General features: G+C 70.8%; 10 protein-coding genes. 4 read left to right on the top strand and 6 right to left on the bottom strand.

Features of this window, described 5'->3' with window-relative positions; all coding sequences use genetic code 11:
• The first annotated feature begins 208 nt into the window (after nucleotides 1–208).
• On the top strand, nucleotides 209–706 hold the full coding sequence (locus tag EHF44_RS19310) for a DUF1579 domain-containing protein (RefSeq protein WP_124685354.1): 498 nt from the start codon (nucleotides 209–211) through the stop codon (nucleotides 704–706).
• Nucleotides 707–747: 41 nt separating this feature from the next.
• Here EHF44_RS19310 and EHF44_RS19305 read toward each other — a convergent pair whose 3' ends face one another.
• Nucleotides 748–1,071, bottom strand: a complete 324-nt coding sequence (locus EHF44_RS19305; RefSeq protein WP_253700256.1) for a hypothetical protein — start codon at nucleotides 1,069–1,071, stop codon at nucleotides 748–750.
• 226 nt (nucleotides 1,072–1,297) lie between these two features.
• Between EHF44_RS19305 and imuA the strand changes: the two genes are divergently transcribed.
• Genes imuA through EHF44_RS19290 form a run of 3 tightly spaced genes read left to right on the top strand, consistent with a single transcriptional unit; the run spans nucleotide 1,298 to nucleotide 7,172 of the window.
• A complete protein-coding gene (imuA, locus tag EHF44_RS19300) occupies nucleotides 1,298–2,191 on the top strand; it encodes a translesion DNA synthesis-associated protein ImuA (protein ID WP_124685352.1) in 894 nt (297 codons plus the stop codon).
• Entirely contained in the window at nucleotides 2,124–3,701 is a 1,578-nt protein-coding gene (locus EHF44_RS19295; RefSeq protein ID WP_124685351.1) for a Y-family DNA polymerase, read from the top strand. Before imuA ends, EHF44_RS19295 begins: the two co-directional genes overlap by 68 nt.
• Nucleotides 3,702–3,716: 15 nt before the next feature.
• The gene (locus tag EHF44_RS19290; RefSeq protein WP_124685350.1) at nucleotides 3,717–7,172 is read left to right on the top strand and encodes an error-prone DNA polymerase; all 3,456 of its coding nucleotides are present in this window, start codon (nucleotides 3,717–3,719) and stop codon (nucleotides 7,170–7,172) included.
• 663 nt (nucleotides 7,173–7,835) lie between these two features.
• Here EHF44_RS19290 and EHF44_RS19280 read toward each other — a convergent pair.
• The 5 genes from EHF44_RS19280 to shc form a co-directional block, all read right to left on the bottom strand.
• Entirely contained in the window at nucleotides 7,836–8,678 is an 843-nt protein-coding gene (locus EHF44_RS19280) for a citryl-CoA lyase (protein ID WP_124685349.1), read from the bottom strand.
• A complete protein-coding gene (locus EHF44_RS19275) occupies nucleotides 8,675–9,874 on the bottom strand; it encodes a CaiB/BaiF CoA transferase family protein (protein ID WP_124685348.1) in 1,200 nt (399 codons plus the stop codon). The genes EHF44_RS19280 and EHF44_RS19275 overlap by 4 nt, the downstream gene beginning before the upstream one ends.
• Nucleotides 9,875–9,893: 19 nt before the next feature.
• Nucleotides 9,894–10,871 carry a Bug family tripartite tricarboxylate transporter substrate binding protein gene (locus EHF44_RS19270; protein WP_124685347.1) on the bottom strand — a complete coding sequence of 326 codons (978 nt, stop codon included), beginning with the start codon at nucleotides 10,869–10,871 and terminating at the stop codon, nucleotides 9,894–9,896.
• 228 nt (nucleotides 10,872–11,099) lie between these two features.
• A complete protein-coding gene (locus EHF44_RS19265; RefSeq protein WP_124685346.1) occupies nucleotides 11,100–11,792 on the bottom strand; it encodes a phosphorylase in 693 nt (230 codons plus the stop codon).
• Nucleotides 11,789–13,732, bottom strand: coding sequence for a squalene--hopene cyclase (gene shc, locus EHF44_RS19260; RefSeq protein ID WP_253700254.1), 1,944 nt, complete (start codon nucleotides 13,730–13,732; stop codon nucleotides 11,789–11,791). Before shc ends, EHF44_RS19265 begins: the two co-directional genes overlap by 4 nt.
• Between the last annotated feature and the right edge of the window lie 46 nt (nucleotides 13,733–13,778).

Below are 13,778 nucleotides of genomic sequence, written 5' to 3'. Positions count from 1 at the left end.
TGATGCCTTGGATGGTACGCAGCCTTGGCGCGCGGCGTTGACGCGACCGGCTCAAGCTGTTGCTGATTCGTCTCAATCGGGTTGACGCATGACATTTTCGTCATGTTCCGGATCGAATGTGGACATCGGACGGATCGTCGACTAGGCTTTGTGTACGCTGTACACAAGATGGCGGCGCAACCGTGGCAACCGAACTGGAGACGTTTGCATGAACATCGAAACCACCAACGAACACCGCTGGCTGCACAAGCTGGCTGGCAACTGGATGGCCGAGGGCGAGGCACAGATGGGCCCGGACGGCCCCACCGAGAAGTGGCAGATTCCCGAGCAGGTCAGCAAGATCGGCGACGCCTGGGTGCAGACCCGCTCGGAGGGCGATTTTCCCGGCTGCGGCCCGGCCGTGACGGTGATGACGCTGGGCTACGACCCGGCCCGCAAGCACTTTGTCGGCACCTTCGTCGGCTCGATGATGACGCACATGTGGGTCTACGAAGGCGACCTGGAGGCCGATGGCAAGACGCTGACGCTGCGCGCCGATGGCCCGGCCTTCAACCCGGACGGCAGCGTGGTGCCGGGCAAGATGGCGAAGTACCGTGACGTCATCGCGTTCCAGGATGACGACCACCGCACGCTGACGTCGTTCATGCAGACCGACAGCGGCGAGTGGATCCAGATCATGCAGGCCCGCTACCGGCGGGAACGCTAGGGAAGGAAGCGGCCGGCCCGGGCGGCCTGGATCAGGCTGGATCAGGCGCGGTCGAGTTCGTTGCTGTTCCACCATGCTTCCAGCAACGGCTGGAAGCGGTCGTCCGGGGCGGGCGGCACGCGCGTGCTCTTGCGCGCGGGCGGCAACTGGCGGCCGGTCAACTGGTAGAAGACGGCGGCCGGCGGGGTGCCGGGGCCGTAGGGCACATGGTCGATCACGCTCATCTGCCGCGCGGCCTTCAGCGCGCGCGTGGTTTCCTCGGCCGTCAGGCCGCACCCGTCGGCCAGCGCGTCACGGCGCAGGGGGCCCTGACGTTGCAAGCCTTCGATCAGAAGATGAACGCACTCGCGCGTATTCCTTTTCATGCAGCGCATTTTTCCGCACTGCCTGACACTTCACAATGACACTTGACACTTGTTTGCAATTCACCGCACGCAACTGTGGCAAGCGCGCAAATCCGGCCGCCAAAGCGCTGGACGCGCCACTTGCGGTGTCCGGCGCTTGCGCTCGTCCCGATACTGTATAAACATACAGTATTCGACGAATTCCTATGTCCGCGCCGGCGACCCCCGGCCGGACGACTGCCACACCATGACCGCATCCCCGCATGGACAGTTGCCGCTGGCGGCACCGGACCATGTGCCATCTTCCGCCCCGCCCGCGCCGTCGCCCGATGGTCCGCCGCCGGCCGCGCCCCGCGAATCGGTGCGCGAGCTGGAGCAGCGCTATCCGGGCCTGTGGCGCGCGGGCCAGCTTGGCCGCGCCGGGCGCCTGCCCGTCTGTCCCACCGGCTACGACGCGCTGACCGCCGAGCTGCCCGGCGGCGGCTGGCCCGCCGGCGCCGTGACAGAGCTGATGCTGGCGCACGACGGCACGGGCGAACTGCGCCTGCTGATGCCGGCGCTGCGCACGCTGGCCGCCGGCGGCCGGCGCATCGGCCTGGTCAATCCACCCTACCTGCCTAATGCCGCCAGCCTGGCGGCGGCCCGGCTGCCCGCGCGCCAGGTGTACTGGGTGCGCCCGACCCCGGCGGCAACGCTGGCGTCGCAGCGCACGGACATGCTCTGGGCCGCCGAGCAGATGCTGCGCAGCCAGGCATTCGGCGCGGTGCTGGTCTGGCTGGGCCGCGCGCGGCCCGAGGCGCTGCGGCGCCTGCAGGTGCTGGCGCAGGGCGGGGACACCGTGGTCTGGGTGCTCCGGCCGCTGCGGGTGCTGCATGAGTCGTCGCCCGCCGTGCTGCGGCTGGCGCTGTCGCCGCAGCCGGGCAACCTGATGTCGATCGACTTCCACAAGCGGCGCGGCCCCGTGCGGGACACGCCGCTGATTTTGCCGCTGGAAGGCATGGCCCACGTGCCGCAACGCACGGGCATGCCCGCCGTCCTGCCCGCCACGCCGGCGGGTGCCGACCATGTTGCCGATGACGTACTGGATCGCGGTGCACCTGCCGCGCCTGCCGCTGGACGCGCTGCAGCCGAGCTGGCCTGAGCCCGCCGGCCCGCCCGGCCCGGCCGCCCCCGGCATCGGCACGCTGCACAAGCTGCCGGTGGCGGTGGTGGAGCACGAGCGCGTGGTGCTGGCCAACGGGCCGGCCATGGCGCTGGGCGTGTGCTACGGCATGCGGCGCGGCGGCGTGCAGGCGTTGTCCGCCGATGTGGTGCAGCTGGAACGCGGGCTGGCGGCCGAGGCGGACCTGCTGACGTCGGTGGCGCTGACGCTGCTGCACTTCACGCCGGCCGTGACGATCGACACCGAGCCGGAATCGGCCACGGTGATGCTCGACGTCACGGCCAGCCTGCGGCTGTTCGGCGGCCATCGCGCGCTGTGCCGGCAGGTGCGCGCCCGCGTGCGGCAACTGGGCACGTTCGCGCAGGTGGGCAGCGGCACCACGGCGCAGGGCGCGGCATGGCTGGCGCGCCAGCCGGTGCGCCGCACGCCGCGCGGCATCGTCCGCCCGGCCCGCCGCGCAATCCAGCCGGCGCGCATGACGCGGCTGCTGGACCGCCTGCCCGTGGATTGCCTGCACGCGTACACCGACCCGGAATGGCTCGAAGGCATCGGCTGCCGCACGCTCGCGCAGGTGCGGCGCCTGCCGCGCGCGGGGCTGTCGCGCCGCATCGGCACCGAGCTGCTGGCGCGGCTGGACCAGGCCTATGGCCATGCCCCATCGGGCTTTGCCTGGTTCGAGGCGCCGCCGGCCTTTGCGCAGCGCATGGAGCTGCCCGGCCGCATCGAAGCGGCCGATGGCGTGCTGGCCGGCGCGCAGCGGCTGCTGCTGGCGCTGTCCGGCTGGCTGGCGGCGCAGCAGGCCGGCGTCACGCGCTGCGTGCTGGTGCTGGAACACGAGCGCTACCGGCTGGGCGAGGACACCGACAGCACGCCGGTGCCGCTGGCGCTGGCGCAGCCGAGCCGCGACCCGGTCCACCTGTCGAAGCTGCTGCGCGAGAAGCTGGACAAGGTGCGTTTTCACGCGCCGGTGAGCGGGCTGGGTTTGCGGGTGGAGGCGATGGAGACGTGCCTGCCGCAGAGCGATTCGCTGTTCCCGGAGCCCGGCGCGGAGCCGGCCGAGCTGGGCCGGCTGCTCGATACGCTGGTGGCCCGGCTGGGCCGCGACAACGTGCTGCAGCCGCAGCCGCTGGCCGACCATCGGCCCGAATGCGCCAACCGCTGGGGCCCGCTGGGCGACGCGCCCGCGCGTGCGCCGGCCCCGGGCGCGCTGCCGCCCGAACGCCCGCTGTGGCTGCTGGAATCGCCCCAGGCGCTGCGCGTGGAAAAGCACCGCCCCGTCTACCAGGGGCCGCTGGTCATGCTGACGCGGCCGGAGCGCATCGAGGCCGGCTGGTGGGACGGCGGGCTGGCCACGCGCGATTACTTCATCGCCGAACGCGCCGACGGGCTGCGCTGCTGGGTCTATCGCGAACGCCCCGGCCGCCCCACGCGCGACGGGCAGGAAGACGGCGGCGACTACCGCTGGTTCCTGCACGGCCTGTTCGCCTGAATACCACCCTCGACCATGCTGCCCGGACTGTCTTCCCTGCTGCCGTCGCTGCCCGACTACGTCGAGCTGCACTGCATTTCGAACTTCACGTTCCTGGACGGCGCGTCGCACCCGCAGGAGCTGATCGCCCGCGCGTTCCAGCTGGGCTACAGCGGGCTGGCGCTGACCGACGAGTGCTCGGTGGCCGGCACGGCCCGCGCGCACCACGCCATCAAGGTGCTGCGCGAGGACATGTGGGAAGCGGTGGCGCGCAGCGCGCGGCGGCTGTCGGCCGGGCAGGCCGCCGGCGAGGCCGACGACGTGGACGACATCGTGGTGTTCGTCGACGAAGATGACGACGACCCGGATGCCGGCGACGCCGCGGCAGGCGACGAGGACGGCGAGGATGGCGAGGCCACGGCCGGCCCCGCCGACGACCACGCCGCCGCCGAGCGCCGCCACGCGATGCTGGAAACGCTGGCGGCCGCGGCCGACGCCTTCAACCTGGTCATCGGCAGCCGCTTCACGCTGACCGCCGCGCCCGGCGACGCCATGCCGGCGCCGCGCCTGGTGCTGCTGGCGTGCAACCGCGACGGCTTCGGCAATCTCAGCGAGTTCATCACGCTCGGCCGCCGCCGCGCGGAAAAAGGCAGCTACCTGCTGTATCCGTCCGACATCGCCGATCCCCAGCCCGACGAACACCACCTGCGCGGCATGCCCGACTGCCTGGCCATCCTGCTGCCCGGCTACTGCGCCGATGCCGACGTGCTGCGCGCGCAGGCGCAGTGGTGCCGCGAGGTGTTCGGCGCGCGCGCGTGGATCGCGCTGGAACTGCTGCAGGGCCATGCCGATGCGCTGCACCGCACGCGGCTGCAGGACGTCTCGCGGGATACCGGCGTGCCGCTGGTGGCGGCCGGCGCGGTCAACATGCACGTGCGCTCGCGCAAGCCGCTGGCCGACGTGCTGACCGCCATCCGGCTGGGCCAGCCGCTGCCGCAGTGCGGCATGGCGCTGGCGCCGAACGCCGAGGCGCACCTGCGCATGCGGCAGGTGCTGTCGCGGCTGTACCCGCGCGACGCGCTGGCGCAGACGCTGAAGATCGCCGCGCAATGCCGCTTCTCGCTCGACGCGCTGCGCTACGAGTATCCGGAGGAACTGGTGCCGGCCGGCCTGACGCCCATCGGCTACCTGCGCCAGGAAGTGAAGAAGGGCATTGCCGAACGCTTTCCGCACGGCATGGAGCCTGACTGGGAGACCCAGTTGGAAGGCGAGCTTGCGCTGATCGAGGAGAAGCACTACGAGCCGTTCTTCCTGACCGTGCACGACATCGTCCGCTTCGCGCGGGAGCGCGGCATCCTGTGCCAGGGCCGGGGCTCGGCCGCCAACTCGCTGGTCTGCTACTGCCTGCACATCACCGAGGTCAGCCCCGAGCAGGCCAACCTGCTGTTCGGCCGCTTTCTGTCGCGCGAGCGCGACGAGCCGCCCGACATCGACGTCGACTTCGAGCACCAGCGGCGCGAGGAGGTCATCCAGTACATCTACGACAAGTACGGCCGCCACCGCGCCGCGCTGGCCGCGTCGCTGATCACGTACCGCTCGCGCAGCGCGCTGCGCGACGTGGGGCGCGCGCTGGGCATCGACCCGAGCGTGGTGGAGCAGGTAGTGAAGGGCCAGGCGTGGTGGGACGGCGGCACCGCGTTCATCGAGCGGATCTCCCGCTACGGGCTGGACCCCGATTCGCCGGCCGTGCGGCAGTGGGCCAGCCTGACCGAGCAGCTTCGCGGCTTTCCGCGCCATCTGTCGCAGCACGTGGGCGGGTTCGTGATCGCGCGGCACAAGCTGTCGCGGCTGGTGCCGATCGAGAACGCGGCGATGAAGGACCGCAGCGTGATCCAGTGGGACAAGGATGACCTGGAGTCCCTGGGGCTGCTCAAGGTGGACGTGCTGGCGCTGGGCATGCTGACCGCCATCCGGCGCGCGCTGGCGATGATCCCGAACCCCGAGCCGGAGCGCGCGGGCCTGCCCACGCGCATGGAGGACCTGCCCGAGACCGACGACGCCACCTACGAGATGATCTGCAAGGCCGACACGATCGGCGTGTTCCAGATCGAATCGCGCGCCCAGCAGTCGATGCTGCCGCGCCTGCAGCCGCGCCAGTACTACGACCTGGTGGTGGAGGTGGCCATCGTGCGGCCCGGGCCCATCCAGGGCGGCATGGTGCACCCGTACCTGAAGCGGCGCGAGGACCTGCGCCGCACCGGCAAGATGCCGACCTACTTCAACGACGTGATCCGCCGCGTGCTGGGCCGCACGCTGGGCGTGCCGATCTTCCAGGAACAGGTGATGCAGCTTGCCATCGAGGCGGGCGGCTTCACGCCGGGCCAGGCGGACCAGTTGCGGCGGTCGATGGCGGCATGGCGGCGGCGCGGCGATCTCAAGAAGCACCAGGACGCGCTGGTGCGCGCGCTGACATCGCGCGGCTACCCCGAGCCCTTCGCGCTGGCCATCTGCAAGCAGATCGAGGGCTTTGGCGAGTACGGCTTTCCGGAAAGCCACGCGGCCAGCTTTGCCAAGCTGGTCTACGTCAGCGCATGGATCAAGTGCCACTACCCCGACGCGTTCCTGTGCGCGCTGCTCAACAGCCAGCCCATGGGGTTCTACTCGCCGTCCCAGCTCGTGCAGGACGGGCGCCGCCATGGCGTGGCGACGCAGCCGGTGGACGTCACCATCAGCGGCTGGGAAAGCACGCTGGAGCCGCGCCGCACCGGGCAGCGCCATCGCGACGTGCGGCTGGGCATGAACCGCGTGAAGGGCATGCGCGAGGCGGCCGCGCTGCGCATCGAGGCGGCGCGCGCCGCGCGGCCCTTCGACAGCGTGGAAGACCTGGCGCACCGCGCGGCGCTGGACGCGCACGACATCGACGTACTGGCCGCCGCCGACGCACTGGTGTCGCTGGCCGGCCATCGGCATCAGGCCCGCTGGCACGCACGCGGCGCCGCCGTGCAGAGCGCGCACCGCGACCTGCTGCACGAGGCGCCGCCGCAGGAACTGGCGCTGGCGCTGCCCGAACCGAAGCTTGGCGAGGACGTGGCGGCCGACTATGCGAGCCTGGGGCTGTCACTGAAGTGCCACCCGCTGACGCTGCTGCGACGCCGCCTGGCCGCGCTGCGGTACGTGACCGCGCAGCAGTTGTCCCGGCTCGGCAACGGCCGCCGCGTGCGCGCGTGCGGCATCGTCACGGTCCGCCAGCGGCCCTCCACGGCCAGCGGCACGATCTTCACGTCCATCGAGGACGAGACCGGCGCCATCAACGTGATCATCTGGCCCGGCCTGGTGGAACGCCAGCGCAAGGAAGTCCTCGGCGCCACCCTGCTCGGCGTGATCGGCACCTGGCAACGCCAGGGCGAAGTCCGCCACCTGGTCGCCGACGAACTCGTCGACCTGAGCCCGCTGCTGGGCCGGCTGATGGTGGGAAGCCGGGATTTTCATTAGGGGCGAGAAACGCCGCTGGCGAATGTAATGCCGCTGGTTTTCTTGCTTTTCGTACAAAGTGGGAGAGGGGCAGGGGGAGAGGGCTTGGCGTGTCTGCTTGCGGATCGACGTGGCAATTTGAGCCGCTGGCCCTCTCCCCCAACCCCTCTCCCGCAGGCGGGAGAGGGGAGCGAAAAACGTCGTTGGCGATTGTCGAGGGGGAGCAAGAAATGCCGTTGGCGAATGTGTGTCGCCGGTTTTCTCCCCTCTCCCACAAAGTGGGAGAGGGGCCGGGGGAGAGGGCATGGCGTGTCTGCTTGCCGATCGACGTCGCAATTTGAGCCGCTGGCCCTCACCCCCAACCCCTCTCCCGCAGGCGGGAGAGGGGAGTGAAAAACGGCGTTGGCGATTGTCGAGGGGGAGTGAAAAACGTCGCTGGCGATTGTCGAGGGGAGCAAGAAATGCCGTTGGCGAATGTATGTCGCCGGTTTGCTCCCCTCTCCCACAAAGTGGGAGAGGGGCCGGGGGAGAGGGCGTGGCGTGTCTGCTTGCCGATTGACGTCGCAATTTGAGCCGCTGGCCCTCACCCCCAACCCCTCTCCCGCAGGCGGGAGAGGGGAGCAAAAAACGTCGCTGGCGAACGTCGAGGGGAGCGAAAACCAGCGGTACCACGGCTACACCGATCTACGCTGCCCCTGGCACATCCCGCTGCGGCTGTCCGTCGTAGGTCCACAGGAACTGGCGTGGGATCGGGCCCTTGTTGCGGCCGCCTTGCTGGGTTTGTTCCCAGGCGTGGGACAGGATGCCCACCGAGCGCGAGAGGCAGAACAGGCCGCGGGCCAGCGGGGCCGGGAAGCCCAGTTCGGCGTAGATGACGGCGGTGGCGCCGTCGATGTTCATCGGGATCGGCTTGTCGCGGCCCTGGCTCAGGTGGCGTTCGACGGCGCGGGCGATGGCGGCATACCGGCCCGATACCACGCCGTCGCGCGCGGCGTCGTCCACCAGCGCCAGCAGCCGTGGCGCGCGTGGGTCCAGCGGGTGGAAGCGGTGGCCGAAGCCGGACACGAACTTGCCGTGCAGGTCTCGATAGTGGGCCAGGCCGGCGGCCACGGCCGCGTCGGGCGATTCGCCGGCGTCCTGGCGCCGCGCGATGTCCTGGTACAGCTCCACGGCCTGCTCGCCGGCACCGCCGTGCACGTCGCCCAGCACATTGACGGCCGACGCCATCGCGTTGTTCAGGCCCACCCCGCATGTCGCGGCCATGCGCGCGATGGCGATGCTTGGCGCCTGCGGGCCGTGGTCCACGGCCGCCATCAGCGCCGCGTCCAGCAGGTCGCCGGCGCGTTTCTCCGGCAGATCGCCGCGCAGCATCAGCCAGATCATCTGCGCGAACGACACGTTGCCGATCAGCTGCTCGATCGGATAGCCCCGGTAGCGGATCTCGCCCGGCTTCATGTCGATGATCGACGTACGCCACCAGTCCTGCGACGCCTGCCGGCCCGCGTCCATCGGGAAAGTCTCGCTCATAGCGCGCGCTCCTGTTTCAGTGTGGCGATGGCGTCGGCGTCGTAGCCGAGTTCGCCGAGGATGTCGTCGGTGTGCTGGCCCAGTTGCGGCGGCGGCGTGTCCACCGCGGGCGCCGTGCCGTTGACCTTGAAGCCGGTGCGGACCACGCGGATGTCGCGGCCCACGCCGGGCACGTCGGCAAAGTCGCCGATCATGCCGCGATCGCGCACCTGCGGATGCGCCAGCACGTCGGGCACCTGCATGACCGGCCCGGCCGGCACGCCGGCCGCGTTCAGCAACTGCCACCACTCGGTGGCCGACTTGCCCGCCAGCGCCGCTTCCAGCTCGGCGGTCAGCGCGGCGCGGTTGGCCAGCCGCGCCTGGCGCTCGGCAAAGCGCGCGTCGGTGGCCAGATCGGGGCGGCCCACCACGCGGCACACGGCCTCGAACTGTTCCTGCTTGTTGGCGGCGATGTTGAGCGGGCCGTCGCCGGTGCGGAACGTGCCGGACGGGCTGGCGGTCATGTTCTCGTTGCCCATCGGCACCGGGTTCTTGCCGGCGATCAGGTGGTTGGACACCACCCAGCCCATCGTCGCCATGGTGGCTTCCAGCATCGACACGTCCAGGAAATAGCCCTCGGTGCGGTCCCGGTCCGCCAGCGACGCGGCGATGGCGAACGCGGCCGTCATGCCGCCGATGGTGTCCGACACCGGATACCCCACGCGCAGCGGCGCGCTGGCCGCGTCGCCGGTGATGCTCATCACGCCGGACATGCCCTGGATGATCTGGTCGTAGGCGGGCAGGTCAGACAGCGGGCCGTCCTGGCCGAAGCCCGAGATCGCGCAGTAGATCAGGCGCGGGTTCTCCAGCTTCAGCGCGTCGTAGCCGAGCCCGAGCCGCGTCATCACGCCGGGGCGGAAGTTCTCGACCACCACGTCGGCGCCCTGCACGAGCTTGCGGAACACTTCCTTGCCGCGCGCGTGCTTGAGGTTGATCGTGATGGAGCGCTTGCCCGGGTTCTGCGCCAGGAACGACACGCCCATCAGGTTGCGGTTGAGTTCGGCATCGGCGCCAAGCTGGCGCGCGAGGTCGCCGGTGCCCGGCGTTTCCACCTTGATGACCTCGGCGCCCATGTGGGCGAGCTGGTGGCAGCAGAACGGCCCCGCCAGCACGTTGGTGAGGTCGAGCACGCGGATGTTGCGTAGCGGCTTGTGCATAGGGTTCCTGCCCGGATGATTATTCGGCGCGTGCGCCCGATTCCTTGACGATTGCGCCCCAGCGGGTGTTCTCGCTCTTGATGAAGGTGGCCAGCTCGGCCGGCGAGCCGCCGCGCGGCTCGCTGCCTTCGTCGTGCAGGCGGGCGATCGTTTCCTTGTCCTTCAGCGCCTTGTTGACCTCGGTATTGAGCCGGGCCACCACGTCGGCCGGCGTGCCGGCCGGCGCCACCAGCGCCTTCCAGTCCTCGGCCTGGAAGCCGGCGTAGCCCTGCTCGGCCACGGTCGGCACGTTGGGCAGCAGCGCCACGCGGTGCGCCGACGTCACGGCCAGCGCGCGCAGCTTGCCGGCCTTCAGCATCGGCATGGCGATGGGCGGCGTGGCGAAGTAGAAGTCGGTCTGGCCGCCCATCAGGTCGGTCAGCGCGGGCGACGCGCCCTTGTACGGCACGTGCAGCGCCTTGATGCCGGCGCGGCGCTGGAACATCTCGCCGGTCAGGTGGCCCACCGTGCCGGTGCCGGCCGACGCCATCGACAGCTGCTTGCCCTTGGCGGCAGCCACCAGGTCGGCCAGGGTCTTGTAGGGGGCGTCCTGGCGCACGATCAGCACCACCGGCTGCGACGCCACCAGCGCGATGGGCGTGAAGTCCTTCACCGCGTCGTACGGCATCTTGGGATAGAGCGTGGGGTTGATCGCCAGGTTGGCGGTCTGGCCCATGCCGACCGTGTAGCCGTCGTTCTTCGCCTTGGCCACGAGGTCCAGCCCGATGTTGCCGCCGGCCCCGGCGCGGTTTTCCACTACCACGGTCCAGCGCGTGGACGTGCTGACCTTGTTGAACACAAGCCGCGACAGCACGTCGGTGCCGCCGGCCGGCGGGAACGGCACGACCAGGCGGATCGGCTGGGCCGGGTAGGCATCGGCGGCCATGGCGCCGGTCATCAGGGCCGGCGCGACGGCCAGGGCAAGCAGCGATTGCAGGAAGGTGCGGCGCAGGGTCATGCGTGTCTCCGTGTGTTCTATTGTTCTATAAGATAGAACGTTGGGCTTAAAGAAAGAATGAACGGGAGAATAGGAGGGATGGGTGGGGCTGTCAAGGCGGGGGGCGAGCGGCTGGATTCGCGGCGTAGGTCTGGCACGCGTTGTCGCGCCTTGCCGGGACGTGGCAGGGCGGCCCTCGCCACGCTGCGCGAGGGTTCTTTCAGGGAAGGGGAGCGGGAAAACGCCGCCTCAGGCGGCAACCACTGCCGGCAGGGCGAAGCCCGCGCCGGTGGCGCGGCAGGCTTCGGTCAGGGCGGCCTTGGCTTGCGAGGCATCGCGCCCCAGCCGCAGCAGGCCGCCGAGCTGGTGCGGGGCCTTGAGCAGGCCGAGCATCACGGCGCGCACGTCGGTGCTGCCGTCGGCGGCCATGCCGGCAAAGGCCAGCGGCGGTACGGCGCGGTCCGCGGGATCCAGCACCACGCGCAGCGCGGCGAAGGGAATGCCGTGGGCCTGGGCCGCGCGGGCGGCCACGTGCGATTCCATGTCGACGGCCAGCGCCCCGTGGGCTTCATGCAGGGCCGTCTTGTCGGCCACGGTCAGCACGGGCGTGTCGGACCCGGCCAGCAGCCCGGACACCGCGTGCGGCAGCGCGCGGCGCAGCGCGGCGGTCCAGTAGGGCGCGGTGCTGTACGACGCCTCGCCGCTGCGCACGGCCGTCGCCACGATCACGGTGCCCGGCGTCAGCGTGGGATCGAGCCCGCCGGCCACGCCCACGCTGATCAGCCCCGCACAGCCCTGCATCAGGCGGATGTCCAGCGCGCGTGCCAGCATCACGCCGCGCTGGCCGTACAGCGTCTGCACGCCTGGCCCCTGCGCGATGCGCGCCTCGAAATCCATGCCGCAGACCGCCAGCACGGGCGCCAGCGGCGCCGCGGAACTCATAGCCCCCATGCCACGGCGCGGTTGCCCTCGCGCAGCAGGTTGCGGAAGCGCGCGAGCGCCCACAGCGGGAAGAAGCGGGCGTAGCCGTGGTAGCGCAGGTAGAACACGCGCGGAAAGCCCACGGCCGTGAAATGCGGCTCGTCCCAGAACCCGTCGCCGGCCTGGGTGCGCAGCAGGTATTCCACGCCGCGCGCCACGGCCGGATGATCGCCGGCGCCGGCCGCCATCATGCCCAGCATGGCCCAGGCGGTCTGCGATGCCGTGCTCGGCGCCGGCTCGTAGCCGTGGTAGTCCAGCTTGTAGCTGTCGCCGGATTCGCCCCAGCCGCCGTCGGCGTTCTGGATCGATGCCAGCCATTGCGCGGCGCGCTGCATCTCGGGCGCGTCGGTGCCGATGCCGGCGGCGTTGAGCCCGCACAGCGCGCTCCACGTGCCATAGATATAGTTCGTGCCCCAGCGGCCGAACCAGCTCCCGTCGGCCTCCTGTTCGTCCAGCAGGTAGCGCAGCGCGCGCGCCGCCGGTTCGCTGCTGGCCGGCATCTGGCCCAACTGGCACAGCATGGCCAGGCAGCGCGCCGACACGTCGGCGGTGGGCGGGTCCAGCAGCGCGCCGTGATCGGCGAACGGGATGTTGTTCAGGTAGAGATGCGTGTTCTCCGGCTCGAACGCGCCCCAGCCGCCGTTGCTGCTCTGCATGCCGATGACCCACTCGCAGGCGCGCGCGATGGCGGGCGTGTAGCGGTTGGAGCAGTCGCCGCGCTCGGCGCGGTCCATGGCGGCGGCCACCACGGCGGTATCGTCCACGTCGGGGTAGTGCGCGTTGTTGTACTGGAACGCCCAGCCGCCCGGCCGCACGTCGGGGCGGCGCACCGTCCAGTCCCCGCGCAGCTCCAGCTCCTGCAGCGGCACCAGCCAGTCCAGCCCGCGCGACGCCGCGGCGATGGCGCGCGGTTCGCCCACTTCCAGCAGCGCATGGGCGGCCAGCGCGGTGTCCCAGACCGGCGACAGGCAGGGCTGGCAGTACGCCTCGTCGTCGCGGATCACCAGCAGCTTGTCGATCGACTTGCGCGCGATGGCGCGGTCCGGGTCGTCGGGCGGCACGCCCAGCACGTCGAACATCATCACCGCGTTGACCATGGCCGGGAAAATGGCGCCCAGGCCGTCCTCGCCGTTCAGGCGCTCGACGGTGAACGCGCGGGCACGGGCGATGGCGCGGTCGCGCATGCGGCGCGGAAACAGCGGCTCGGCCACGCGCACCACGGCGTCCAGCGCGCGGAACACGCCCACCCAGAGCGGGCTCTGGTGCGGCGCCCGGCGCGGCAGCCGGGTGGCCTGGCAGGGCCGCACGAACAGTTCGTCGATGCCCACGTTGCGCGGGTTGCGCGCCTGCGGACGCAGGCTGTTCAGCACCAGCAGCGGCACGACGACCGTGCGCGCCCAGTACGAGACCTTCGACAGATGGAACGGAAACCACTCGGGCAGCAGCATGATTTCCACGGGCATCATCGGCACGGCCTGCCACGGCATCACGCCGTACAGCGCCAGCAGCGTGCGCGTGAAGACGTTGCTCTGCTCGGCGCCGCCCATGGCGTGGATGCGGGCGCGGGCGCGGCGCATGTGCGCGGCCTCGGGGTCGTCGCCGGCCATCTTCAGCGCGAAGTACGCCTTGACGCTGGCGCTGACGTCCGACGCGCCGGCGTGGAACAGCGGCCAGCCGCCATCGGCGCCCTGGATGCGGCGCAGGTAGTTGGCAATCTTGCCCTCCAGCACCGCGTCGGGCGTCTCGCCCAGGTAGTGCACCATCAGGATGTATTCGGCCGGGATGGTGGCGTCGGCTTCCAGTTCGTAGACCCAGTGGCCGTCGTCGCGCTGCTGGGCCAGCAGCGCATCCACGGCCTTGGCGATGCCGTCGTCGAGCGGATCGGGCAGGGACGCAGCCATGGCGCGCCGGCTCGGCGCGTCTGCATGCGGGCGGGTGATCGTTGCA

It is taken from the genome of Cupriavidus pauculus (assembly GCF_003854935.1).
Classification (GTDB): Bacteria; Pseudomonadota; Gammaproteobacteria; order Burkholderiales; family Burkholderiaceae; genus Cupriavidus; species Cupriavidus pauculus_C.
This window is presented reverse-complemented; position numbering and strand designations above follow the sequence as displayed.

Excerpts from the sequence above, each read along its gene's own strand:
- EHF44_RS19295 (WP_124685351.1), top strand. The coding sequence starts at position 2,124 with ATGACGTACTGGATCGCGGTGCACCTGCCGCGCCTGCCGCTGGACGCG.
- EHF44_RS19290 (WP_124685350.1), top strand. The coding sequence starts at position 3,717 with ATGCTGCCCGGACTGTCTTCCCTGCTGCCGTCGCTGCCCGACTACGTC.
- EHF44_RS19265 (WP_124685346.1), bottom strand. The coding sequence starts at position 11,792 with ATGAGTTCCGCGGCGCCGCTGGCGCCCGTGCTGGCGGTCTGCGGCATG.
- imuA (WP_124685352.1), top strand. The coding sequence starts at position 1,298 with ATGACCGCATCCCCGCATGGACAGTTGCCGCTGGCGGCACCGGACCAT.
- EHF44_RS19305 (WP_253700256.1), bottom strand. The coding sequence starts at position 1,071 with ATGAAAAGGAATACGCGCGAGTGCGTTCATCTTCTGATCGAAGGCTTG.
- EHF44_RS19310 (WP_124685354.1), top strand. The coding sequence starts at position 209 with ATGAACATCGAAACCACCAACGAACACCGCTGGCTGCACAAGCTGGCT.
- shc (WP_253700254.1), bottom strand. The coding sequence starts at position 13,732 with ATGGCTGCGTCCCTGCCCGATCCGCTCGACGACGGCATCGCCAAGGCC.
- EHF44_RS19270 (WP_124685347.1), bottom strand. The coding sequence starts at position 10,871 with ATGACCCTGCGCCGCACCTTCCTGCAATCGCTGCTTGCCCTGGCCGTC.
- EHF44_RS19275 (WP_124685348.1), bottom strand. The coding sequence starts at position 9,874 with ATGCACAAGCCGCTACGCAACATCCGCGTGCTCGACCTCACCAACGTG.
- EHF44_RS19280 (WP_124685349.1), bottom strand. The coding sequence starts at position 8,678 with ATGAGCGAGACTTTCCCGATGGACGCGGGCCGGCAGGCGTCGCAGGAC.